Consider the following 24,594-nt stretch of genomic DNA (forward strand, 5'->3'; position numbering starts at 1 on the left):
GCGTCAGGGCTCGAAGCGGTAGCCCATGCCCGGCTCGGTGATCAGATGCCGCGGGCGCGCCGGGTCTGGCTCCAGCTTGCGGCGCAGCTGGGCGAGGTAGACGCGCAGGTAGTTGGTCTCCTTCTCATAGGACGGCCCCCACACCTCGCGCAGCAGCTGCCGCTGGCTGACCAGCCGCCCGGCGTCGCGGACGAGCAGCTCCAGGATGTGCCACTCGGTCGGCGTCAGCCGGACGTCCGCGCCGTCCCGCGCCACCCGCTTGGCGGCGAGGTCCACGACGAAGTCCCCGGCGTCCACCACCGGCGCCTCCTCGGCGGGCTGCGCGCGCCGCACCGCCGCGCGCAGCCGCGCCAGCAGCTCGTCCATGCCGAACGGCTTGGTGACGTAGTCGTCGGCGCCGATGTCGAGCGCCGCGACCTTCTCGGCGGAGGCGTGCCGCGCCGACAGGACGATGATCGGCACCCGGGTCCAGCCGCGCAGGCCCCGGATCACCTCGACGCCGTCCATGTCGGGCAGCCCGAGGTCGAGGACCACCACGTCCGGGGGCCGCCGCGCCGCGGTCTCCAGCGCGCTCTTACCGTCCGGGGCCGCGTCCACCTCGTAGCCGCGCGCCCGCAGGTTGATCCGCAGCGCCCGGACGATCTGCGGCTCGTCCTCGACCAGCAGCACGCGCGTCATCGTCCCTCCAGCGGTTCGCCCGGCCCCGCGGGCGGCAGCGCGAACACCATGGTCAGGCCGCCGCCGGGGGTGTCCTCGGCGTGCAGCGTCCCGCCCATGGCCTCGGTGAAGCCGCGGGCGACCGCCAGCCCCAGCCCGACGCCGGTGCCCCGGGGCGCGTCGCCGAGCCGCTGGAACGGCGCGAACACGCGCTCCTTCGCCGCGTCGGGGACGCCCGGGCCCCGGTCGGCGACGCGGATCTCGATCCGTCCCGGCCCGCGCCCGAGCCGCAGTTCGCTGCCCGATACCAGCACCGGGTCGCGGCTGTGCCGGACGGCGTTCTCCACCACGTTGGCGAGCGCCCGCTCCAGCAGCCCGGGGTCGGCCTCGACCGGCGGCAGCGTCTCGGGCACGTCGGTCTCGACACGGTCCCCGGGGACGCCGCGCAGCGCGCCGGGCAGCACCTCCTCCACGCTGACGTGCCGGGTGAGCGGGACGACGGCGCCGGTCTGCAACCGGCTCATGTCGAGCAGGTTGCCGATGAGCCCGTCCAGCCGGTCGGCGGACTCCTCGATCGTGGCGAGCAGCTCCGCCTCGTCCTCGGGGGCGAAGTCCACGTCGGCGGCGCGCAGGCTGCTCACGCCCGCCTTGATCGAGGCCAGCGGGGTCCGCAGGTCGTGCGAGACGGCCGCGAGCAGCGCCGTACGGATCTTGTTGCCCTCCGCGAGCCGCCGGGCCTGGGCCGCCTCCTCCGCCAGCCGCCGCCACTCCAGGACGGCCGCCGCCTGCGAGGCGAACGCCGACAGCACCCGCCGGTCGGCCGCCGGGAGCACCCGTCCGCGCAGCGCGAGCACCGTCTCGCCCTCGCCGCCCGGGCTCCGCCCCTCCGCGACCGGCGCCCGCACCTCCGCCTCCTCGGGACGCGCGCACGGGTCGGGCCCGGTGGCGCCCAGCACGCTCCACCTGCCGTCGTCGCGTTCCAGAAGCGCGGCCGAGGTCACCCCGAACGTCTCCCGGACGCGTTCGAGCAGCGCGGGGAGCGCCCGCTCCCCGCGCAGCACACTGGAGGCCAGCAGCCCCAGCGTCTCGGCCTCGGCGCTGCTCTGCGCCGCCTGCCGGGTGCGGCGGGCGGCCAGGTCCACCACCGAGGACACCGCCACCGCGACCCCGATGAAGATCGCCAGCGCCAGCGTGTTCTGCCCGTCGGCGATCGTCAGCGTGTGGAGCGGCGGCGTGAAGAACCAGTTCGCGAGCATGCTGCCCAGCACCGCCGCCGCCACCGCCGGCCACAGCCCGCCCGCGAGCGCGACCCCGACGGTCAGCGCCAGGTAGAGCAGGATGTCGGTGACCAGCCCGAACCGTCCGAAGCCGTGCGACAGCAGGGCCGTCAGCAGCGGCGGCCCGAGCGCCGACAGCGCCCAGCCCGCGGCCCTGCGGCGGGGGCTCAGCGCCGGACCGGCCGTCCGCGCGATCCCGCGCCCCTTGCCGACGTGCTCGTGGGTGACGATGTGGACGTCGAGGTCGCCGGCGTCCCGGCTTACCGTGGCACCGACGCCGGGCCCGAGCAGGGCCTGCCACGCCGGGCGGCGGCTCGACCCGAGCACGAGCTGCGTGGCGTTGACGCCGCGCGCGAACTCCAGCAGCGCCCGCGCCACCTGGTCGCCGACGACCTGGTGGTACGTCCCGCCCATGCTCTCCAGCAGCGCGCGCTGGTCGGCCAGCGTCCGCGGCGAGCCCTCGCTGAGGCCGTCGCTGCGCACCACCCGGACCGCGAGCAGGTCGGCGTGCCCGGCGCGGGCCGCGAGCCGCGCCGCCCGGCGGACGAGCGTCTCGCCCTCGGGCCCGCCGGTCAGCGCCACCACGATCCGCTCCCGCGCCTCCCACCGCTCGGTGATGTCGTGCTGGTCGCGGTAGCGGGCGAGGCCCTCGTCCACCCGGTCGGCCACCCACAGCAGCGCCAGCTCCCGCAGCGCGGCGAGGTTGCCCGTCCGGAAGTAGTGGGCGAGCGCCGCGTCGACCCGTCCCGGCGCGTAGACGTTGCCGTGCGCGAGGCGGCGGCGCAGCGCCTCGGGCGTCATGTCGACCAGCTCGACCTGGTCGGCGCGGCGCACGACGGCGTCCGGGACGGTCTCGCGCTGCCGGACGCCGGTGATCCGCTCGACCACGTCGTTCAGCGACTCCAGATGCTGGATGTTGACGGTGGAGATCACGTCGATGCCCGCGTCCAGCAGCTCCTGGATGTCCTGCCAGCGCTTGGCGTTGCGGCAGCCGGGGACGTTGGTGTGCGCCAGCTCGTCCACCAGCGCGACCTCGGGACGGCGGGCGAGCACGGCGTCCAGGTCCATCTCCGTGAACCGCGCGCCCCGGTGGACGCGCTCGTGCCGGGGGACGACCTCCAGCGCGCCGAGCTGCTCGGCGGTGTGCCGCCGCCCGTGCGTCTCGGCGAGCCCGACGACCACGTCGGTGCCCCGTGCGGCGCGCCGCCGTCCCTCGTTCAGCATCGCGTAGGTCTTGCCGACCCCCGGCGCCGCGCCCAGATAGACGCGCCATGTCCCTCGCGTGCCCCGGGCGCCTCGCGTGCCCCCGGTTCCCCGCGTGCCCATCCCGGGCTCACCTCCCCGCCGGGGCCATCCCCGCTTTCCGGCCTGGCGAAATCTAGCAAGGCGCCAACAGGACCCCTAATCGCGACATATCACTAAGGGGTCGTGTCGAGGGCCGCCCGTCCGCCCGGACGGGCACCAGACGAGTAGAGCGCCTGCTCAGGGGTGATTCGAGGTGTCTTGACGCCTTCTTAGCGCCCGGCGGGCCAGGCTTAACGCGTCCCTAACGCGGGCGCCCCCGGAGCCGAGTACTCACCGATCGAACTTTCGCAACCCCTATTTTTTGTGAATGATCACTGGTGAATCCATCGAAGAATGGACCTCTTGACCAGAGGACCAAGCAATGGAAAGGTACGGGCAACGCGATGTCGAAGGTGCGTCGTACGGTGCTGAAAGTGGGGTCGGCTCATTGGCGGATTCAACCCGGCAGATCACGGTGCGGGCGGCCTCGGACGCGGACCTGCCGTCGATCAGCGACCTTTGCGAACGAGAACTCCACCTCGACCGGGCGGCCGCCGGATACCCCGCTCTGCTGATGCGCCGGCCGCGTTCCGTGGTGGTCGCCACCTGCGACGGAACTCTGCTGGGCGCGGCTTTCGGCTCCCTGACGCGGCCATCCGAGCCCGATGGAGTCATCGACCTGATCGCCGTCGACCGGTCAGCCCGGCGCGCGGGAATAGCGCGCCGTCTCGTCGCATATCTCGAAGCGGACTTTCTGGATCGGGGCTGCGGTGCGATCACCGTGCAGGGCAACTCGCCCTGCTATCTGTGGCCGGGAGTTGATCTCCGCTACACCCCGGCGATCGGCTTCTTCGAAGCCCTGGGATTCTCCCGCAGGCACTGCTTTGTCAACATGGACGTCGACCTGTTCGAGGCCCCGCTCGACACCGCCGAGGACGAGAAGCGGCTGGGCGACTCAGGAATCCGCGTCCAGCGCGCCCGTCCCGGGGACAGGGCCGCCCTCCAGGCCTGGGTCCGTACGGGCGCGGCGGACATGGAAGAAGCCTGGGCGGACGAGATCGAGGTCATCCTGGACAACCCGGAGGCGGGCCTCCTCGTGGCGACGCACGGGGAGGAGGCCGTCGGCTTCGTCGCCTACGGCCTCAACCAGCTCCACATCGTCGGCCCGCTGGCCGTGGACCCGGCCCACCGCCGCGCCGGGCTGGGAACGGTCCTGATGAAGCGCTGCCTGGCCGAACAACGCGACCGCCTCGGCCTGCGCACCGCCGAGATCGGCTGGGCGGGCCCCGTCGGCCTCTTCTCCAAAACCCTCACGGCCCGCATCAACAGAGCCTTCTGGCAGTACACCAAGCCGCTCGCCCGCAACGAATAGCAGCGACGCGCCCCGCAGCGAAACGGCCTCCCGGGAGGGGCCTCGGGGACGGCACGGGCCTGTGTGGTGCGGGGTCGAAAGGGTGTGTTGTGCCAGAAACGTCAATGAAACGGTCTTGTGTGGGTAAGGCGTCGGCATGCGAATCGGTGTGCTCGATGTGGGTTCCAACTCCGCTCATCTCAAGGTGACGGACCTCAGGGTGGGGGCGCCGCCGGCGGCGGTGACGACGGTCAAGCGTCCGACCAGGCTGGCCGAGGCGGTCGACGCGGACGGAGCGGTGGAGCGGAAGGCGATGGAGCGGCTGGTCGTGTCGGTGGGGGAGGCCGTGTGCGCCGCCGCCGCGCACGGGGTGGAGGAACTGGTGGCGTTCGCGACGTCGGCGGTGCGGGACGCCACGAACCAGCAGGAGATCGTCGCCGAGGTCGCGGCGGCGACCGGGGTGCGGCTCGGCTTCCTGTCCGGCAGGGACGAGGCGCGGCTGACGTTCCTGGCCGCCCGCGCCTGGTACGGGTGGTCGGGCGGGCGGCTGCTGCTGGCCGACATCGGCGGCGGGTCGCTGGAGGTCGCGCACGGCGACGGGCAGGAGCCGGCGCTGGCGTTGTCGCTGCCGCTGGGCGCGGGCCGGCTCACCCGGGCGCACCTGCCGGGGGACCCGCCCTCCCGCAAGCACATACGCCGGTTGCGCCGCCGGGTGTACGAGCGGCTGAGCGAGACGTCCGCGCAGGTGCTCGCGGAGCTGGAGGGGGGACCGCCGGTGCGGCCGGTGGCGACGTCCAAGACCTTCACGCAGCTGGCCCGGCTGACCGGCGCGCCCAAGCGCGACGCGGGCCCGTACACGCGGCGGGTGCTGGAGCTGGAGCGGCTCCGCGAGCAGATCCCCGTCCTGGCGGCGAAGCGCGCCACGGCCCGGGCGAAGCTGCGCGGGGTGTCCCGGCCCCGGGCGTCGCAGATCCTGGCCGGCGCGATCGTGGCCGAGGCGCTGATGACGACGCTGGAGGTCGACCGGGTCGACATCTGCCCGTGGGCGATCCGCGAGGGCCTGATCATCAGGCGCCTGCAAGCGATGTCGGATCCCGTGGCGGCCGACGACGAGACCGCGCGGCTGACCCAGGCCGTCCCCGCCGTCGCGTCGCGCGGCCGGTCGTCGCTGCGCCCGGTGCCGACGCTCACCGCCTGAGCGCCCGCGCCCGCCGCCCGCGGCCCGCGCGACCAGCGACGTTTCGCGGCGGTGGGCCGGGTACCCCGCCGGGGACCGACCAGCCTTACCGGAGGGAGGCGCCGATGCGCGCCGTAGTGATCAACTGCACCCTGAAGCGCTCACCGGCGACCTCGAACACCCATGCGCTCGCGGCGGTGGTCGAGGAGGCGCTGCGGGAGCGGGACGTCACGGTCGAGAGCATCCGGGCCGTGGACCTGGACATCCCGCCGGGCGTGGAGACCGACCTCGGCGAGGGGGACCCGTGGCCCGCCGTGCACCGCTCACTGCTGGCGGCGGAGATCCTGATCATCGCGTCGCCGACGTGGGCGGGGCAGCCGTCCTCGGTCGCCCAGCGGGTCATCGAGCGGATGGACGCGATGCTGTCGGAGACCGACGACGCCGGACGTCCCGTCGCGTTCAACCGGGTCGCCGGGGTGATCGTCACCGGCAACGAGGACGGCGCCCACCACGTGATCAACAATCTGAGCGGCGCGCTGAACGAGTTCGGCTACACGATCCCGGGCCAGGCGTGGACGTACTGGAACCGGGGCCCCGGGCCCGGCCCGAGCTACCTGGAGAGCGAGGAGGGCAAGGACTGGTCGCACAGCACCGGCCGGGCGATGGCCTCCAACCTGGTGGCGGCGGCCTCGGCGCTGGCCGCGAACCCGATCCCCGCCCCGCCGTCCTGACCTCGCTACTCGGGGTGCGGCGGACGCTGGCCGGGCGGGGTCCCGCCGCCCTCGCCGCCGCCCTTGTCCCCCTTGTCGGTGCCGTGCGCGCGGCCCTTGGACCCGGTCGATTTCGGGTCGGCGGCCTCCGGCGCCGGCTCCTCGGTCACGGCGGTCCGCTCCGACCGCCGCATCTCGGGCTGCTGCGGGTTCGGCATGATCATCCCCTCCAGCGTGTGGGTTCGGACATTCCACGCCCTTCCCGCCCTGCCGGTGTGAAACGACCGCGCGAGCGTTAAGGCCCGTGACAGACGGGAAGGGGCGGACGAGCCGCCGTGACGGCGCCACCGGGCACGCGCGGCGAGAGAAGCCGTGGCAGGAGCGATCCAAAGAGGTGACCACCGTGAACAGCCCTTCGGGCCAGAGCCAGTCCTATCCGGGCGAGACGTCGAAGATGGACCCGCGACCGCGCGACGAGATGCGCGGCTACGAGGGGCGGGGCCTGCTCGCGGGACGGCGGGCGCTGATCACCGGCGGCGACTCCGGGATCGGCCGGGCGGTCGCGGTCGCCTTCGCCAAGGAGGGCGCCGACATCGCGATCACCTACCTGGAGGAGGACGACGACGCCCGGCACACCGCCGGGCTGGTCGAGGCCGAGGGGCGGCGCTGCCTGACCTTCGGCGGCGACCTGGCCGAGGAGCGCCACACCCGCGAGGTCGTCCGGCTCGCGGCCGAGCAGCTCGGCGGGCTGGACGTCCTCGTCCTGCACCACGGCACCCAGGAGCCCGTCGACGACGTCCGCGAGATCGACACCGGGCAGCTCGACCGCACCTTCCGCGTGAACGTGCACAGCCTCTTCTGGACCGTCCAGGAGGCCCTGGACCACCTGCCCGACGACGGGTCGATCGTCATCACCGGCTCGATCAACGGGCTGCGCGGCAACAAGAGCCTGATCGACTACTCGGCCAGCAAGGCGGCCGCGATGACGTTCGCGCAGTGCATGGCCCAGTCGCTGCTGGAACGCGGCATCCGCGTCAACACCGTCTCCCCGGGGCCGGTCTGGACACCGCTCATCCCCGCCACCTTCGACGAGGACCGCGTCGAGGGCTTCGGCGAGCAGGCCCCCATGGGACGCGCCGCCGACCCCGACGAGATCGCGCCCTCCTACGTGTTCTTCGCCAGCGGCCGGCTGTCCTCCTACTACACGGGGCAGAACCTCGTCCCCGCCGGAGGAGAGATCCACCCCGGCTGACCGGCCCGAGCCCTCGGCCTCGGGGTGTCAGAGGCGTGTCGGTCCGACGTCAGCAACCCGTCAGCGGGGTTTGGCAGCTTCGGTGAATGCCTGCCGGGCGCCCGTCCGGCGGGCGCCGATCTGTAGGGGGACTCCCATGAGCGCTGACGTCACGATCATCGGTGCCGGGCTCGGCGGGCTCACGCTCGCCCGCGTCCTGCACGTCCACGGAATCCCGGCCGCGGTCTACGAGGCGGAGTCCTCCCCGCGGGCGCGCGCCCAGGGCGGAATGCTCGACGTCCACGACTACAACGGGCAGGTCGCCATCGAGGCGGCCGCCTTGACGGAGGAGTTCCGCGCCATCGTCCTGGAGGGCCGCCAGCAGATGCGCGTCCTGGACCGGGACGGGACCGTTCTGCTCGACGAGGCCGACGACGGCACGGGCGGGCGCCCCGAGGTGATGCGCGCCGAGTTGCGCCGCGTCCTGCTCGACTCGCTCCCGGACGGCACCGTCCGGTGGGGCCGCAAGGTCACCGGCGCCCGCGCGCTGGGCGGGGGCCGCCACGAGGTGGGGTTCGCGGACGGCGGCACCCTCGCCACGAGCCTGCTGGTGGGCGCGGACGGCGCGTGGTCGCGGGTCCGGCCGCTGCTGACCGCCGCCGCGCCCCGGTACACCGGCACCACGTTCGTCGAGACCTACCTGTTCGACGCCGACACCCGGCACCCGGGCGCCGCGAAGGCGGTCGGCGGCGGGTCCATGATGGCGCCCGCCCGGGACGGGCAGATCTTCGCCCACCGGGAGACCGGCGGCACCCTGCACGCCTACGTCGCGCTGCGCAGACCGCGGGGCTGGTTCGAAGCCGTCGACTTCACCGACGCCCGCGCGGCCACCGCGCGCATCGCCGCGGAGTTCGACGGCTGGGCCCCCGAGCTCACAGCGCTGATCACCGAGTCCGACACCGCGCCCGTCCCGCGCCCGCACCACGCGCTGCCGACCGGGCACCGCTGGGACCGGGCACCGGGCGTCACCCTGGTCGGCGACGCGGCCCACCTCGCCGCCCCGAACGGTGAGGGCGCCAACCTGGCCCTGCTCGACGGCGCCGAACTCGGCGAGGCCATCGCCGCGCACCCCGACGACATCGAGACCGCGTTGGAGGTGTACGAGCAGGCCATGTTCCCCCGAAGCGCCGCCGCCAACGCCGAAGGCGAGCAGCTGAACGAGTCCCTCTTCGGCGACGCGCGCCACCTCGTCGAGATTTTCCAGCAGAACCCGTAGGCCGACCCGCGCACCTCCTTCGATGACGTGGACGCCCGGCCGGGGCCGAGCGGGCGGTACGGAGGCGTCGGGCGTGGGAGATAGGGGCGCCGAGATCTTGACGATCCGGGGACGGGACGGGCGAGGCCCGGCATCATCGGTGTCAGTGAGCACACGGATGCTTGCGTCGCGTTACCGTCCGGCGGCGTCCGCCCGCCGGGCAGAAGGGGCCCCTCCCATGAGCGCACCCGCCGCCGCCGTCCGGTCCGATCGCTTCACGCGGTTGTGGATGCGGGGTGAACTGCACAGCAGCCCCACCGATCCGGTCGGGGCGCTGGTCTCCCACCTGACGGAGGAGTTCGACGCGGCCGATGTCACCTTCCGGCCGTGGAAGCCCACCGGAACCGCCGACCGGTCGATGGCGACGACCGCGTCCTGGCGGGATCCGGTCGCGGGCCTGGTGATCGCCGCGCTGGTGGTGGGGGAGCGGGCGGGCCCGGGCGAGCGCGGCAGGGTGGAGTGGGGGTGCAGCGCCTTCGCCGACCACGGCTGGAGCGGCGCCGCCGACTCGCCCGCCGCCACGCTCGCGGTCGCCGGGGCGGGAGTGCGCGATCCGAGCGGCGTACCGGTGTTCGCCGGTCCGGTCATCGCGGCCGACGCCCCGAACTGGACGGACCTGGAGACCACCGAGCTCGGGACGAGCGAGATGCCAGGATGCCCGCCGCTCGGCCGCCTGATCGTCATGGCCACCGCCGACGATCACGAACGGCTGACCCGCGCCCTCGCCGACCCGGCCCGGACCACCGGAGTGCTGATCACCGCGGCGCCCGGACCCGCGGGCCCCACCCCCGACGAGCTGGCGGCGACGGTCTGGCCCGGACTGTGCACGGTGGTGGTGGCCTCCGCACGCGCGCGCAAGTCGCTGGCCCGAAGACTGCCGCAGCGTCCCGTCCCGGTGGGCGGGGCGCGGTGGTTCGCACCCGCCACGCGGGCCGAGGACGCGGCGCGGGACGTGGTCTTCTCCAAGGCCGCGCTGCGGCGGCTCGGCTGGTCGGAGCCGCTGTTCGAGAACTGCGCCACGGCCTGCGTCCGGCAGGCGCCCACCGGTCCGGCCGCCGAGGCCGCGGTGATCCTGGACGAGCACCCCGTGCTGCGCAAGCTCGCCGCCCCCCGGGACGCGGGCGCCCCCGCGCAAGCACCGTCGCTGCCCGCGGCGCCGTCACTGCCCGCGCCGCGCCGGCCCGACCTCGACCTTCCACGGCGCGGCGCCCACCACCGCAAGCGTCCGGCGCCCCCGAAGCCGCCCTCGCCCGCCGCCCCGCCCGAACGGTCCGAGCAGGCGGAGCTGGCCGACGCCCGGGCCGAGCTCACGCGGCTGCGCGACGCCCACCAGCGGTTGCGCGAGCAGCACCGGCAACTGCGCGAGAAGCACCAACGCGCGTGCACTCAGGTGACCTCGCTGGACGAGCAGCTCCAGCAGACCCGCCCGCAACTGAACCTGCTCGCCGACCTCACCGCCGAGAACGACACCCTGTCGGCCGAGAACCAGCGCCTGTCCGCCGAACGCGACACGGCCGTCCGCGAGCGCGGCATCCTCGCCAACCGGCTGGCCGCCCTCACCCGCGCCGGGCAGGCCGCCCCGGACGCCGCCGTCATCACCGACACCGTCCCCGGCAGCATGCGCGAGCTGCTGGCCCAGGCCGCCGACCGGTACCCGCTGCTGGACTTCACCCGGCTCGACCTCGACCCGAGCGACCGGCTCGACCACCACCCGAAGGCCGACGGCTGGCGCCGCAAACTCGCCGACGCGTTCACCTCGCTCCACCACTACGCGACCGCGAAGCGCCGATGCCTGGACGACGGCCGGCCCCCCGGCCCCGACCTCGCGACCTTCTACGCCTTCCTCACCTCCGGGCACCCGGGCGCGCTGATCAGCGCCCACATCATCGCCATGAGCGAATCGGACATGTCCGAGCGCAACCACCGCTACCGCCAGGCCCGCACCTTCCCCGTCGACCCCGGCACCGACCCGTCCGGCCGCGCCTTCATGGGCGCCCACATCAAACTCGACACGCTGGCGCCCGCCCCCCGGGTCCATTTCCTGGACGTCCTGGCCGACCGGGCGAAGATACACATCGGCTACGTCGGCGAGCACCTCCCCAGCGCCCGCACGAACTAGCGCCCCGCCCCCATATACGAGACCGATGGAGTTTCGTTGACGCCATGGCGGTGTGGCCGCGACGAACGGTCTTTGTCGCCCGGTGGCACGTTGCCGGCCGGGTGCTCGCGGAATGCGTAGGACGGGGTCGGCGTGAGAGCCGGAAGGGGGCCGTCATGCTGCACGGCATCGACGTCTCGTCACACAACCCCTCCTATGAGACCGAGGGGCTGGACTTCGTCATCGTCAAGGCGACCGAGGGCCGCTCCTACATCAATCCCTACCGGGCCCGGCAGGCCGCGCACGCCCGCCGCGCGGGCTGCGTCGTGGGGTTCTACCACTTCCTGCACGGCCGCAAGGGGCTGAGCCTGGCCCGGATCACCGCGCAGGCCCGCTACTTCGTCGAGCACTGCGGCGCCGAGCGCGGCGACATCCTCGCCCTCGACTGGGAGACCGATCCCAAGGGACGGCTCGCCACCAGCGCTCAAAAGGACAAGTTCCTGCGCGAGGTGACCAGACTCCGCCCCGACCACCGGCTGATCCTCTACGTCAACCGCGACCTGTGGACGAGGAAGAGCACCACCGACTACAAGGCCGACGGTCTCTGGATCGCCGACTACCGCAAGGCCGGTCACCCGCTCATCCACGACGAATGGTGCTTCCACCAATACACCTCCGAGCCGCTGGACAAGAACGTCGCCCACTTCAAGAACCACGCCGCGCTCAAGAAGTGGGCATCGCGGGCCTAGCGACCGCTCGGGGCCGACGCGCATCCGGCCCGTCAAGGGACCAGGGTGCCGTCCTCCATCGCCCGCAGCCGTCCCACCGCCGCGAGGTAGCGCTCGGCGAGGGCGGGGCGCGCGGAGCCGAGCGCGTCCAGGTCGGCGCGATCGCGGTCCAGCGCGTCGGCGAGTAGCAGGGCCCGGCCGCGCTCCGCCGTGACGGCCGCGTCGGCGAGGCGGCCGAGCGCCACCTGGACGCGGGACGCCTCGGCCGCCATGCCCCGGCTGCTGCGGAGCCAGGTGCGGCGGTACTCGGCGAGCGGCTGCAACCGGTGCAGCCGGGCGGCGGCGAGCAGGCCGGCGTCGTAGGCCTCCGCCGCCTCCGCCCACGCCTCCCGCTCGGCCGCCCACCGGCCCCAGGTCTCGGCCGTCGTCAGCGCGATCTCGACCTGGAGGTCCAGCGCGACGCGGCAGACCTCGCGGTAGATCCCGACGGCCCGGTCGCGGTCGCCGTCCGGGCCGCCGTGCGCCAGCCGGTACCGCAGGGCCGTCGCCAGGCTGCTGAGCCGTCCGGGCAGGTCGGGCGAGCCGGCCGGGGTCACCTCGACGGCCCGTTCCAGCGCGCCGACCGCCTCGTCGAACATCTCGGCGGAGGAGAGGACCGCCGCCAGGTCGAGGAGCGCGTCGCCGAGGTTCTTCAGGAACTTCGGCAGGTACGGCGAGTCGGCCGAGACAGTCTCCGTGGCGCGGCGGTACGCGCGGATCGCGGCCCGCAGGTGCGTGACGCCGCCCTGGCCGGAGGCGGGGCCCGCCTCCGACTCGTGCTCGTAGCGCAGCCGGAGGCTGTTGCCGAGGTTGTTGAGATAGCCCGGCAGCTCCGGATCGCGGGACGTCTCGCCGTCCGCCGTCTCGCCCTCCGCCGAGTCGCCGTCCGCCGTGTCGACCGCCGCCATGGCGTACCGCACGCTCACCTCCAGCTCGGGGAGGTTGCCGGTGCGCTCGTACCGGTCGAGCAGCAGCATCGCCGCGTTCGACTGGAGGCGGGCGCGGTCCGGCGCGTCGAGCCCCGGTACCCGCAGCGCCTCCGCGAGGTGCGCCAGCGCCTGGCTGAGATCGCCGAGGTCGCCCGACCTGTCGAACCGGTCGGACAGGTAGACCGCGAGGTTCCCGAGGTTGCGCGCCAGGTCGTCGCCGTCGATCAGGGGATGCGCCACGACCCGCCGGGCCGCGGTGATCGCCGCGTCGAGGTCGCCCGGGTCGCCGAGGAGGTCGTACCGGTCGGACAGGACGACGGCGAGGTTGCCCTCGTACACGGGATGGTCCGGATCGTCCGGCGCGGTGGCCTCGACGGCACGCCGGTAGTGCTCGGCGGCCAGGTCGAGATGGCGGGGGTCCCCGGTCGTCCCGTAGAGGGTGCGCAGCACCCCGGCGAGGTTGTTGAGCCGGAGCCCGAGCGACGGGTCGTCGGTGCCGGTCCGCTGGACGGCCTTGGCCGCGAGCTCCCGTACCCGGGCGAGGTCGGCGGCGTCACCGGTCCGCGCGTGGCGGCCCCGGAACCGGGCCGCCAACCAGCCGAGCATCGCGGGGTTCGCCGGGTCGGTCTCCGCGATGTGGTCGAGCGGCACCGGTTCCGCCCGCGTGCCGATCGGCGGGGCCGTCCCGTCGAGCGACGTCCAGGCGGGAAGGGCGAGGACCGTGTCCGCGAGGGCGGCCGTGGCGTCGTCGGGCGGGTCGGTCGCGGCGGCCTCATACAGCCGCCGCAGCAGGTCGTCCAGCGCCGTCATGCCTGCCCCTCCCGGGCGAGGATCGCGGCGATCCGGTCGAGGGCCGCCTGGTGGCGTTCGGCCAGGTCGGACCGGGACGCGGGGAGGCGGTCGAGGCCGTTGCGCGCGAGCGCCTCGTCGAGGAGCGTCGCGCGGCCGCCGTCCAGCACGGCGACGGCCCCCGGGAGGTCGTGCACGGTCACCTTCGCGAGCGCGGCCTCGGTGGTCAGCCGTTCGGCGATCCGCAGCCAGTTCTCCTTGTGGGACCGGACCAGCTGGCGGCTGAAGACCCTCCGGAGGGCGGCGACGGCGTGGTCGTAGGCCTCGACGGCCTCGGCCGCCGCCCCGCGCCCGGCGGCCCACCGGCCCCAGTTGCGGGCCGCCTCCAACGCCCACAGCGCGTCGGCGTCCGTGCCCTCCCTGCATGCGGCGCGGTACGCGGCTGCGGCGTCCCGTTCGTCGTCCGCCGACCCCGACACCGTGTGGCGGTCGCGCAGGAAGGTGCCCAGGCTGTTGAGGTGGACGGCGCGCGCCGGTGACGTGGGCGCCAACGAGTCGAGGACCCGCCGGGTGAGGACGATGGCCTCTTCGAGGTCGGGGACGCTCCGCTGTCGCCGCCACCGGTGCCACAGCGCGCCGCCGAGGTTGGCGGTGACGCGCGGCCGTTCGAGCGCGTCGGCGGGCAGGGCGCCGAGCGCCTCCCGGTACGCCTCCAGCGCGCGGTCCAGATCGGCGCCCGCGCCGTCCCGCAGGAAGCGGTCCACCAGCGCGTTCGCCAGGTTGTCGAGGTAGACGGGACGGTCGGGACTGGTCGCCGGGACGGATGCGGCGGCCTCCTCGAAGCTGGCGAGCGCCGACCGGAGGTCGTCGCCGTGCCCCAGATGCCCGTAGCGGACGCGCAGCGCGTTGCCTAGATCGTTGGCGATGCCCGCCTGGTCCGGCGCATGCCGGGGGATCGCGAGGGCTGCTTCGGTCAGGAGGTCCACCGTCTCGTCGAGGTCGACGACGCGTCCCTCGCGGTCGAAGCGGTCGAGCAGGGCGGCGGCCAGCCCTTGCAGCATGCCGGGACGCAGCGGGGACGACCCGCCCGCGTCCTCCAGGACCGCGAGCGCCTCGCGGTGCGCGTTGACGGCCTTGTCGAGGTCGTCCGCTTCTCCGTGCACCGCGTACCGTTCCCGGAGGGCGCCCGCGAGGTTGTCGAACATGCGCGCCCGGCCGGGGCCGTGGCGTCCGCGCGTCATCTGGACGAGTTCTTCCAACTCCGCGACGACCGCCGAGAGGTGCTCCGGCGGAACGTCGCCCGTGCGGACGCGCCGCAGCCGTCCCAGCGCGAGGTTGTTGCGGCTGTTCACCCGGGCCCGGTCGTCCTCCGCGAACAGGGCCAGCGCGCGTTCGAGATCGCTCGGCGCTCCGGCCCGGTGCCACCGCTCGATCAGGGCGGTGGCCAGGTTCCCGATCCGCTCCACGTCCGCCGGGGAGTTCGTGCCGCGCTCCGCCGTGGCCGCTTCGAGCAGGGCGATGGCCCTGTCCAGGTGTTTCGCCTCGCCCGAATACCGGTAGAGCTCGACGAGGCAGGCGGCGACCGTTCCCGCGCCGCGCCGGGACTCCTCGGTGGTTCCGGCGAGCCCGGTGCGGGCCTCCTCACCGGCCGCGACGGCCGCGAACAGGTCTTCGGCATCTCCCGAGCGCTCGTACCGCGCCAGGCGCGCCCAGGCGATCCCCGTCGCCAGCGCCTCCGTGAGCGACGCGCCGCCGGACTGTCCGGACACCGCCTCCCCGTACAGGGCGAGCGCGCGGTCCAGATCCGCGGCACCGCCCGCCGTTTCGTACCGGAACATCAGGGCCTCGGCGAGGCTGTGCAGCTGCCGCGCCCGGTCGGCCGCCGAGGGCGCGCTGCGCGCGAGCGCCCGCTCGGCCTGCGAGATCGCGCGGGCGAGGTCGTCGGGATCGCCGCCGCGCCGATGCCGGACGAGCAGCGCGCCGGACAGGTTGGCCTGGCGCAGCGACAGCTCGGGAGAGCCGTCCGGCGTCCGCGCGATCGCCTCGCTGTAGGCGGCGATCCCTTCGTCCAGGCTCGCGGGGTCGCCGGTCAGGTCGTGGTGGGCCAGCAGCGCGTTGCCCAGATTGGTCAGATGCAGCAGCCGGTTCGGATCGTCGTCCCGGCCCGTCCCCACCGCGAGCCGGTGCGCCTCCAGCGCCAGGCCGAGCTGCTCGGCGCCGCCGCCCTGGAGGTAGCGCTCGTAGTGGACGAGACCCAGGTTGTCCAGGACGGTCGGCAGCACATCGTCATCGGACTCGGCCAGCCTGGCGCCCCGCCGCAGCACCTCGGTGGCCTGCTTCAGATACTCGTCCCAGCCGTGGTAGGCATAGGACTCGCGCAGGCAGTTGCCCAAATTGTTCAGGGCGTACGGGTCGCCCTCCGGCTCGGTCCGCTCGACGGCCTTCCGGTAGACGTCGCGGGCGCGGTCGAGGTCGCGGGGATCGCCGCGCGCCTCGAACCGGTCGAGCAGCGCACCGCCCAGCTCGCCGAGAAGGTCGGGGTCGGAGGCCTCCTGCGCGGTGACGACCCGCTCCCAGAGGAGCACCGCCCGGTCCGCCGCCTCGACCGAGCCCGTCGCGGCGTACTCGTCGCGGGCCTCGTCGGCCTGCTGGATGAGCTCGTTCATGACGACTCCCGCCCGGGCGGAACGCCTCTCACATGGGTCTCGATCCAGTCGGCGACCTCGTGAGGATGCCGCATGCCGGTGTCCGCCCAGCGGAACACGGCGTTCTCGGCGATCGCGCGCAGCCGCGGCTCGTCGCCCGTGCAGCCGCGCAGGACGTCCCGCCACTGCCCCAGATAGGCGAGTCCGGCCAGGCGCCCGAGGGCGACGCTGCGATGCCTGCCCTCGACGGGGAACCCGTGCAGCGTCGTGAGTGCCCGATCCATGGGTGCCCCCTGTCGCGCCGAGATGTGTCCCAGGTAGCCGACGGCGGCCAGCACCCCGGCGAGGTCGGTGTTCTCGATCTGACCGTAGACGCCGCTGGCGATCGGATACGGATCGGCGTCGAGCGCGGCGGCGCCGCCGTCCAGCACGTCGCACGCGGCCGGGAGCGCCTCGGTCGCGCCGGCGTTCGCGGCGGCGATGACGAATCGCCAGGTCGGCCTCCCGGACGGCGCGGGCCACCGTGACAGGAACCGCTCACGGGCGCGGCCTTCGAGCCGGTACTCGGGGCCGGGCGAGGCGTCGAGCAGGAAGCCGTCGCTCGCCAGCCCGAAGACGGCCAGGTCGGCGACCTCGTCGTCGCCTTCGCCGAGGAGTGCGCCCAGGTCGGACGGCTGGCCTCGCGCACGGCCGAACGCGAGCGCCCACGGCCAGGCGCGGCGTGCGGCCACGTCGTCCTCCTCCAGGATCAGGCCGATGCGCAGGGCCGTCCTGATCCCCCGGGGGCGGTCGACGGCGAAGAGGGCGGCGGTCAGCGCCGAGAGGGGTTCCATCAGTTCCGCGGCGCGGGACCGGGCGAGCCGCCCGGCGAGGTGCTCGACCTCGTCGAGCAGCGCGGCGTCCTTCGCGGGCCAGAGCGACGTCACGCCGGCGGCCCCGGCGAGCAACCTGGTCGGCGAGCTCGCGTCGGTGAGCGACGCCACGACGTCCCGCGCGCGACCAGGGAACATCCCGTGCAACTCCAGCAGCTCGGCATCGCCGGACCCCGCGCTCAGCCCGGTCACGCCGTCGAGCAGCGCGGCGACGTGGTCGTCGAGGTCGAATCGGAACCGGTGGCTCAGTACCGCGTCATACCGCCCACCGTCGGCGAGTTCGGTGAGCAGTGCGCGGCGCTCGCCGGTCAGCGCCGCCAGGTCGGACGCCGTGGCGCCGGGCGCCGCCACCTCGCGTTCGATGTCCTCCAGCCGCCGCTCGCAGGCCTCGACCCAGCGTTCGGTGATGATCGCGGTCGGGTCCACGTCGAGCGACCGCAGCGCGCGCATCGCGGCCTCGCTCACCGGCCACGGCTGGGCGCCGCCGACGAGTTCGGCGGCGCGCGGCGCCCGGTGGTGCTGGCCCGTGCGGCCCAGCGAGTCGAGCGCGGCGATCCGGAGCGCGGGCGGCGCTTCGTCGGCGAGGGCGGCGTTCGCGACCTCGCGCAGCCTGCCCAGTGCGCGTGTCCGGGCCGGGCGCCCTCCACCGCGCGCCAAGCCTTCCAGCGCGGTCAGGGCGGCGACGCGCGACTCGGCGGGGTGGCCGGTGGCGAGCACGACCCCGCCGAGCACCGACCGTGCCCGCACGCCCCCGAAGACGGCCAGGGCCGTGGCGGCGGCGCGGAGCCGCGACGCGTCGCCCCGTGAACCGTGATCGCCGAGCAGGTCCGAGGCGCGCCGGAACAGCTCGCCGACCGCCGCGGCCGGTGGGGGGTGGGCCGCCCGCAGGAACGTCGCGGCCAGCACGAGGTCGCGTTCCAGCGCGTTCGCGATGAGGCTCGCCGACGGCTCGGCGTCCCCGCCGAGCTGGGAGATGAGCAGCCTGATCGGTTCGTGCCAGACGGAATCCGCCACGAAGCCGACCGGGCCGCGTCCGTCGTCCCGCCAGTGCCCGGCGAGCCACCGTGCGGCGAAGTACTCGCGCAGCATCGGCGGCGTGAACGCGACCCAGGTCCCCTTTCCGGGGACGACGTCGAGCCGCACGTACCCGTCGTCCTGGACGGCGTACACGAGCGACTCCGGCCGCGCGACCTCCTCCGCATCGAGCAGCGCGCGGTAGTCGTCCACGGGCAGCCGGTCCGCGCGGCCCTCGGTGAGCCGCCGGGCGAGGATCGCGAGTGCCGCCTCCTTGTCCCGGAAGGCGAAACCCGCCCCGGGCACGTGGCCCCGATCGCGGACGACCCGCCGGACGTAGGCGTCCAGCAGGTCGCTCGCGGTCAGCGCGTGCAACCGCGCGATACCGGGTCCGCGGGCCAGATCGATGACGAGGGGCAGCAGCCCCGGCGACCGGAACCCGCGGGACGGTGCCGGGTCGGCGTCGGACTCCTCCCGGTCGAGCAGGACGAGCGCGTCCACCACCGTGTTCGCCCGCAGGTCCGGGTCGGCGACGCCCCGGTCGCGGAGGGCCTTCTCCAGGTGGCCTCTGATCTGCTCCGGTTCGGGTTCGGCCAGGACGAGCGTCCGGAACGAGGAGGAAGGTTCGGCGCGCCGGTCACCGACCACCACCGCCAGCCTCGGCTGGTCGCGCGCCAGCCCGTCCAGGTGAGCGAGGACGCGGGCGCGCCCCGGCGCGTCGAGGCGGTGCAGGTCGTCGACGACGAGACAGACCGCGCCGAGCGCCACCAGGTCGGCGACGCGGTCGCGCCAGGCTTCTGGCAGCCCGGCGCGCGCCCACGCGTCCCGGAGCAGGTCGGCGTCCAGGAGCGGCGAGCCCTCGGGCAGATCGGCGAGGGTACGAGGGGCGAGGTCCAGCGGAATGCGCGGGAGCGGCGGGCGGCCCCGGAACTGGGTTCCGGCCGTGGCGCTCGCCAGCCGGAAGCGCATCTCGCGCAGGGCCGTCGTCACGCCGCTGTAGGCCGCGCCGGTCAGCGCGACCAGACGCCCCTCCGAAAGTAGGTCCTGGACGTCGTGCCCCGGCGGCCCCTCGGCCACGTCGTAGGCGGTGAGGGCGAGGTACTCGTCGTGCCGGTCCCGGCTCGCCACGACCAGGTCCTTCGCGGCGGCGGTGGCCACGGCGCGGACGACCTCGGCCCGGCGCCGTTCGAGCCGTTCCTCCAGGACCGCGTGGCCCGCCCCGAGCTCCCGCATGACGTCCGCCACGACCTCGGCTCCGGCGGGGCCGTCCGCCGCGAAGAGGGTGATCAGCACCTTCGCCGTCTCGTGCAGGAGGCCCGGGTCCCAGCGCCGGAACGGGCGCTCGCCGAGCCAGCACTCCGTGGCGGCCCCCGCCGCCACCGCGGTCGCCCGCATCCGCTCGGCGGTGTGGGCGTCCTCGCCCCACTTCAGCATCCGGTTCGCCGAGATCGCCAGGTGTGCCAGGTAGTCCCGCCACCAGGGCGGCCCGGGCGAGCGGGGCCAGCACCGCAGGGCCTGGGCGCGCACCGCCCACAGGACGCGGAAGGCCGGGACGAGGCCGGGAGCCGCGTCCCGCAGGATTCCGGTGCACGCCGAGTCGACCAGGCGGGAGCGCAGCTCGCGGGTGTCCTGTCCGACGCCCTCCACCAGGCGGCTCGCCAGCCCCAACATCCGCTGGAGCAGCAGCGCCTCGCCGAACCCGAGCCGCTCGGCGAACGCCTCCCTGAACAGCCCGAGTTCCAGCCAGGCGAAGTCCGCCGCGAGCGGGCCGATCTCCTCGTCCATCTTCTCGAAGTCGATCAGCAGGGGGTCCGGGCCGGACGCCAGCACGTTGCGCGGGTTGAGGTCGCCGTGGCGCTGTGAGACGGGGCGGCCCTCCTCCTGCGCCGTGAGCATGGCGTGGAGGAAGGCGAACGGCAGGAAGGTGCGCTCGCCGCCCAGGACGAGGTGGACGCCCTCCCTGCGGAGGTCCGGGCACATCCCCACGATCGTCGCCCAGCGCGCTTCGACATAGCGGCCGACGACCCGGCCGGTGAGCCGCACCGGCCCCGCGACGCCGCCCAGGTCCGGGCCGCCCTCCGCGGACCGGACCTCGACGCGCAGGTTGGGGAACCGGGGGGAGTCCACCTCGAACGCTCCCTCGCGGGGCCGCAGAGCGACCCTGCCCAGCGAAACCAGATCGGGGATCGCGCCGCCGTCCGCGTCCGTCCGCAGGCACAGCCTCAGCAGATCGCTCTCCTCGTGGGGGACGGCCCGGCTCGGGTCCTGCCCCGCGACCAGGTTCCCGTCGCCGGCCACGCGGTCCACTTCGAGGACGAGGCACGTGCCCAGCGTGCCCATCACCTCGCGCAGCGAGTCCTCGTGCTCCAGCCTCGTCGCCCCGGCGTGGAAGACCGCCTCCATGCGCTTGCCGAGCACGCCGATGAGCTCGACGACGCGCTCCACGTCCTCCGGGGCGCCGTCGCGGGCGGCGGCGGCCAGCTCCTCCAGCATGAGGAGCGGCTCGTCGGGGTCGGCCTTGAACTGACCGGCGTGACCGTAGACGACGGCCTCCAACTGCTCGTCGCCCGCGTGCGCGCCGCTCTCGTCGCCCGCGCCGCCTTCGACCGCTTCCAGTACCCCCACCGTCGCCAGCTGGACGGGGACGCACAGCACGTTGAGCCGGTCCTTGAACGCCTTCCGGGCCTTCCACTCCGCGGCCAGCTTCGCCGCAGGCGCGACCTTGGCCACGTACCGCCAGCGGGAGTCGCCCCAGTGCGCGATCAGCTCGAAGACCCGCGCCCCCTGCCGTCCCCCGCCCAGCACGCGCTCGGCGCGGAGCGCGGTCGGCCGGTCCCGCCAGTTCTCCTCCCCGCTCCCGGCCGCGTTCGCGAGCCTGCGCAGGATGTCCTCGGCGACCTCCGGCACGCCCTCGCCCCGGCTGATGCTGGTCATGTCCGCGCCCCCGGGCCCCGGCGCCGACTACCGTCGGGACCACGGCGGCTGGACGAGGGGACGGTGGGCGGTGACGGAAGCGCGGGTGGGACTGCCCTCGTCATGGGCCGAGGTGTGCGTGCTGAAGCCGCGACTGCGGCAGCAGGCGAAGGAGGCCGGGTACCTCTCCGAATGGCGGACGCTGGCCGCCGCCGCCGAGTCGGGCGCGGACACGCTGGAGGCCTGGCGGGAGCTGTGCGCGCGGATCGCCGAGCACGGATCGTGGTACGGCACCTACGCCATCCGGGACGACGCGGAGGACGAAGATCCCGTCTACCGGTGCCCGAGCGCACGGCGCTGCGAGCGCCGGACGGTCCCGGACCGGCCGGGCGAGGTGCCGGTCTGCCACCTGTCGGGCGCGCCCATGACCGGGTCCGCGCACGGGGGCTGACCGGGGCCGGCGCCGGCACTGTCAGCGTCCGGCGGCGGCGGTGGCGGGACTGCCGTAGACGGAGTAGGCCAACCACGTCGGATCACCCGCCTCGTCCATGATCTCCCGCCGGGCGCGCAGCGTCGCCTGGCCCAGCGGCAGGCCGTGCTGGAGGAAGTGCGCGTAGAACGACTCGGCGAACCGGGCCGCCGACTCCGAGCGCACGCCCCACAGCGAGCCGATGAACGCGCCCGCGCCGATGCGCAGGAACGTGTCGGCCCAGCCCGTGTTCGTGGCGATCGCCGGGACCTCCCCGGCCGTCCGGCAGCCGTTGAGGAACACGAGCGGGTTCTTCTTCCACGGGGTGCGGCGGGCGGCGAGTTCCAGGTCGTCCGGCCGCAGCTCGCCGCCGTTCAGCCGGATCGCGCCGCCGCCGCCGGGGGTGAACGCGTGATGGCCCGCGAAGTGCACGATCCCGGCCACGTCCCGTTCCGTCAGCGCGTGCAGGTCGTCGAGGTCCTCCAGGACGCCGCCGTCCTCGATGCCGGTGAACCGGGCCCGGAGCGCCGCGATCTCGCCGGCGTCCCCGCCGTCGGGCCCCGCCGCCGGCGGGCGCACGTAGACCACGCCGGGCACGGCGAGGCGCCGGACGCGCCGCTGCCCGTAGACCCTCCGCGCGACGGGCACGCGTCCGACGAGGAAGCCGTCCTCCTGGAGGCCGTCGACCGGGTACAGCAGCTCCCAGGGGACGCTGTCCAACTCGCTGGCGATGGTGAAGGAGGCGATGCGGTCGGCCTGGGCCCAGTACTGCTCGCGGATCTTCTCCGGCACCACGTCCCACAGCTTGGCGCCCATGCCCTGGAGGCGCCGCCGCACCAGGGCCGGGGAGTCCGCGGTCGCCTCGCCCGCCGCCATCCGGCCGAGCTCCGCCGTCATCTCCTCGACGATCGCGCGCGGGTCGCCCGCCAGCCGCTCCAGCCGGACGGGCGGGTGCAGCGCGTCCCCGAGGAACTGGAAACGGTAGCCCTCCAGGTCGCGCACGACCTGGAGCGTCACCTCCCCCGGCTCGACCGCCATGGAGCCGATGACGGCGCCGCGCACGGCCTCCTCGGGCCAGCGGACCTCGACGTCGGCCGTCAGCCGCACCTCGGCCTCGCCGAGGAACGTGCCGCCCCGGTACAGGAGGACCCTCACGCGGTGCACGCCGGCGGCCGGGGCCGTCAGGCTGAACCGGACCGGCTCGGAGTCGCGGGCGGCGGGGACGGTCAGCTCGTACTCCATGTCCCCGGCGACGATCATCGTGGGCGCCCAGATCGAGACCGTGACCTGGGCCCCCTCGGGCGGGACGTCGATGGGCTTCAGCGCGGTCGCCCCGCCCGCCCCCTGAAGCGCGACCCGGACGAACAACGGCACCCGCTGCCCCACGGCCACCGTCTCGGCGACCGAGACCTCCAGGTGGCGCTCCGGCGGGGGAGCGGCGCGGTAGCCCTCCTCCTCGCGCGCCGCCCACTCGCGCAGCCACGCGCGGAGCTCGGGGAGGCCGGTGAGCACGCGGCGCAGCTCCCGCTTGGCGGTGGGTCCGGGCGGCTGGGCCAGCGCACGGTCGATGTCGGCGGCGACCTTCGGGGCGCGGTCACCGAGGATCGTGTTCAGCACCAGCATGATCTGGGTCGCGAGCGCCCGCCACTCGACCTCGTCCCTGACGATGCTCACGGCCCCGCCCTCCCCGGCGCCTCGGACGCCGACATGGCCTCAGACCCCGACATGGCCGAACGCGCCCCAGATGGCGATCGAGGCGTCGTCGCGCTCATCCGGCTCCTTCTCCAGGATGTTGTCGATGAGGGCGTCGGCGACGTCGGGCGGCGGCCACCCCGCCTCACCCTCCAGGGCCCGCCCCCAGAGCTCGGCCTTCTCCGCGTTCGTCCCGTCGCGCAGCCAGAGCTGCGCGCGCCGCAGCGCCTCGGCGGGCGTCCACCCCGGCTCGCCGAAGCCCCGGTAGAACTCGGTCATCAGCATGCTCGTCCGCAGGTCGGGGATCTCCCACAGCGGCGCGACGACCGCCGCCGCCCCGGCCTGGAGCAGGCCGGTCGGGAGCGAGATGACCTCGTCCGGCAGCTCCACGCCGGGCATCGACGTCTCGCACGAGGAGAGCACGACCAGCCCGATCCGCAGGTCCATCGTCAGCAGGTCGCGGACGCGCAGGGGCTCCCCGCCCGCCAGCACCAACCCGCTGTCCAGCGGGTTCTCCAGGTCGGCGAACCCGTGGCAGGCGAAGTGCACGAGATCGGACGAGGGCAGCTCGCGCAGGACCGCCGCCAGCGTGGCCGCCGTCCCGGCCAGCGTCCGCGGCGTGCCGGCGACGGCTCCGGCGGCGGTGGACGCCTCCAGACCGGTGAACGGCATCGCGGGGAAGCGCGGCGGCAGCGGCCGGGGCTCCACGACCGCCAGCAGCGACCCGGCGGTGCTCCGCTCGGCGATCCGCGTCGCCGCCGTGAGCGACCGCGCGTTCGGCGCGTAGCTGATCGTCGTCTCGTCGAGCGCGTGGAACCGGCCGGTCGGCCGGGCGGCGTCGGGCGTCCAGGCCGCGTGCAGCGGCAGCAGGCCGAGCAGCCCGCCGGGCACGAGCGTCATCGCCGGGTCGTCGCGCAGCCGGTCGAGGAGCGGGCCCATGACGGCGTCCCACGCCCACCGCGTCGCCGCGTCCAGCTCCGCCGACCAGACCTCGCGGCCGGTGCCGGAGACCGTCCGGACCTCGGCGTAGGAGGTCAGCAGCGCGGACACCCGCCGCCTGACCTCGTCCGCCGTCAGCGCCGGGAGCCGCAGGTGCTCCACCGACGCGGTGCCGCCCTCGTTGCGGACGATCAGCGCGAGCCCCTCGGACTCGGCCGCGCTGACGTAGCACAGCGGCCGGGTCGCGGCGGCGGCGACGTCCTCGAAGGTCGGCGCGGCCATGAAGTCCTCGTATCCGGGGACGCGGCGGATCTCCTCGACGACGTCGTTCAGCTCGCGCCAGGCGGCGCGCAACCCCTCGAGGTCGGTGGCGTCCGGGGGGAGGCCGCCGGTGCCGCGGTCCGGTTCCGGCGGCCCGTCGGGATGGCCCATGACCCGATGCTACGGCGGGGCGGCGGCGCGCGT

The 24,594-nt window shown here is 74.6% G+C and carries 16 protein-coding genes; 8 read left to right on the top strand and 8 right to left on the bottom strand.

Annotation, left to right across the window (positions count from 1 at the left end; all coding sequences use genetic code 11):
- Positions 1–3 precede the first annotated feature (3 nt).
- Positions 4–678, bottom strand: a complete 675-nt coding sequence (locus K2F47_RS24320) for a response regulator (protein WP_242907385.1) — start codon at positions 676–678, stop codon at positions 4–6.
- Positions 675–3,260 carry a DUF4118 domain-containing protein gene (locus tag K2F47_RS24325; protein WP_242907387.1) on the bottom strand — a complete coding sequence of 862 codons (2,586 nt, stop codon included), beginning with the start codon at positions 3,258–3,260 and terminating at the stop codon, positions 675–677. Before K2F47_RS24325 ends, K2F47_RS24320 begins: the two co-directional genes overlap by 4 nt.
- 406 nt (positions 3,261–3,666) lie before the next feature.
- Here K2F47_RS24325 and K2F47_RS24330 point away from each other — a divergent pair, with 406 nt between their 5' ends.
- From K2F47_RS24330 to K2F47_RS24340, 3 genes are all read left to right on the top strand, one after another.
- Positions 3,667–4,590: a GNAT family N-acetyltransferase gene (locus tag K2F47_RS24330; RefSeq protein WP_242907389.1), complete on the top strand. Its 924-nt coding sequence runs from the start codon at positions 3,667–3,669 to the stop codon at positions 4,588–4,590.
- A gap of 136 nt (positions 4,591–4,726) precedes the next feature.
- Positions 4,727–5,767, top strand: coding sequence for a Ppx/GppA phosphatase family protein (locus K2F47_RS24335; RefSeq protein ID WP_242907391.1), 1,041 nt, complete (start codon positions 4,727–4,729; stop codon positions 5,765–5,767).
- A 104-nt stretch (positions 5,768–5,871) separates the two neighbouring features.
- On the top strand, positions 5,872–6,477 hold the full coding sequence (locus K2F47_RS24340; protein ID WP_242907393.1) for a flavodoxin family protein: 606 nt from the start codon (positions 5,872–5,874) through the stop codon (positions 6,475–6,477).
- A 5-nt stretch (positions 6,478–6,482) separates the two neighbouring features.
- On the opposite strand, the gene K2F47_RS24345 is transcribed toward K2F47_RS24340, so the two are convergent.
- Positions 6,483–6,680: a hypothetical protein gene (locus tag K2F47_RS24345; protein WP_242907395.1), complete on the bottom strand. Its 198-nt coding sequence runs from the start codon at positions 6,678–6,680 to the stop codon at positions 6,483–6,485.
- 230 nt (positions 6,681–6,910) lie between these two features.
- Here K2F47_RS24345 and K2F47_RS24350 point away from each other — a divergent pair, with 230 nt between their 5' ends.
- The 4 genes from K2F47_RS24350 to K2F47_RS24365 all read left to right on the top strand — a co-directional run bounded on the left by K2F47_RS24350 (position 6,911) and on the right by K2F47_RS24365 (position 11,849).
- Positions 6,911–7,708 carry an SDR family oxidoreductase gene (locus tag K2F47_RS24350; protein ID WP_242907554.1) on the top strand — a complete coding sequence of 266 codons (798 nt, stop codon included), beginning with the start codon at positions 6,911–6,913 and terminating at the stop codon, positions 7,706–7,708.
- A 136-nt stretch (positions 7,709–7,844) separates the two neighbouring features.
- The gene (locus tag K2F47_RS24355; RefSeq protein WP_242907397.1) at positions 7,845–8,963 is read left to right on the top strand and encodes an FAD-dependent oxidoreductase; all 1,119 of its coding nucleotides are present in this window, start codon (positions 7,845–7,847) and stop codon (positions 8,961–8,963) included.
- Positions 8,964–9,180: 217 nt separating this feature from the next.
- Positions 9,181–11,121, top strand: a complete 1,941-nt coding sequence (locus tag K2F47_RS24360) for a hypothetical protein (RefSeq protein WP_242907399.1) — start codon at positions 9,181–9,183, stop codon at positions 11,119–11,121.
- 155 nt (positions 11,122–11,276) lie between these two features.
- Positions 11,277–11,849, top strand: coding sequence for a glycoside hydrolase family 25 protein (locus K2F47_RS24365; protein WP_242907401.1), 573 nt, complete (start codon positions 11,277–11,279; stop codon positions 11,847–11,849).
- Between the two features lie 32 nt (positions 11,850–11,881).
- Here the strand turns inward: K2F47_RS24365 and K2F47_RS24370 are convergent, their stop codons facing one another.
- From K2F47_RS24370 to K2F47_RS24380, 3 genes are read right to left on the bottom strand one after another with little or no spacing between them, the layout of a single operon-like run.
- Positions 11,882–13,606: a hypothetical protein gene (locus K2F47_RS24370; protein WP_242907403.1), complete on the bottom strand. Its 1,725-nt coding sequence runs from the start codon at positions 13,604–13,606 to the stop codon at positions 11,882–11,884.
- On the bottom strand, positions 13,603–16,251 hold the full coding sequence (locus K2F47_RS24375; RefSeq protein ID WP_242907405.1) for a tetratricopeptide repeat protein: 2,649 nt from the start codon (positions 16,249–16,251) through the stop codon (positions 13,603–13,605). The genes K2F47_RS24370 and K2F47_RS24375 overlap by 4 nt, the downstream gene beginning before the upstream one ends.
- Positions 16,248–21,050, bottom strand: coding sequence for a hypothetical protein (locus K2F47_RS24380; protein ID WP_242907407.1), 4,803 nt, complete (start codon positions 21,048–21,050; stop codon positions 16,248–16,250). The genes K2F47_RS24375 and K2F47_RS24380 overlap by 4 nt, the downstream gene beginning before the upstream one ends.
- On the opposite strand from K2F47_RS24380, the gene K2F47_RS24385 reads away from it, so the two are divergent.
- Positions 21,049–21,480 carry a hypothetical protein gene (locus tag K2F47_RS24385; protein WP_242907409.1) on the top strand — a complete coding sequence of 144 codons (432 nt, stop codon included), beginning with the start codon at positions 21,049–21,051 and terminating at the stop codon, positions 21,478–21,480. The genes K2F47_RS24380 and K2F47_RS24385 overlap by 2 nt on opposite strands.
- A 21-nt stretch (positions 21,481–21,501) precedes the next feature.
- Here K2F47_RS24385 and K2F47_RS41490 read toward each other — a convergent pair whose 3' ends face one another.
- Both K2F47_RS41490 and K2F47_RS24395 read right to left on the bottom strand, forming a co-directional pair.
- Entirely contained in the window at positions 21,502–23,172 is a 1,671-nt protein-coding gene (locus K2F47_RS41490) for a CHAT domain-containing protein (RefSeq protein WP_242907411.1), read from the bottom strand.
- Between the two features lie 39 nt (positions 23,173–23,211).
- The gene (locus K2F47_RS24395) at positions 23,212–24,561 is read right to left on the bottom strand and encodes a CHAT domain-containing protein (protein WP_242907413.1); all 1,350 of its coding nucleotides are present in this window, start codon (positions 24,559–24,561) and stop codon (positions 23,212–23,214) included.
- Between the last annotated feature and the right edge of the window lie 33 nt (positions 24,562–24,594).

Origin of the sequence: Actinomadura terrae (assembly GCF_022751215.1) — a bacterium.
Classification (GTDB): Bacteria; Actinomycetota; Actinomycetes; order Streptosporangiales; family Streptosporangiaceae; genus Spirillospora; species Spirillospora terrae.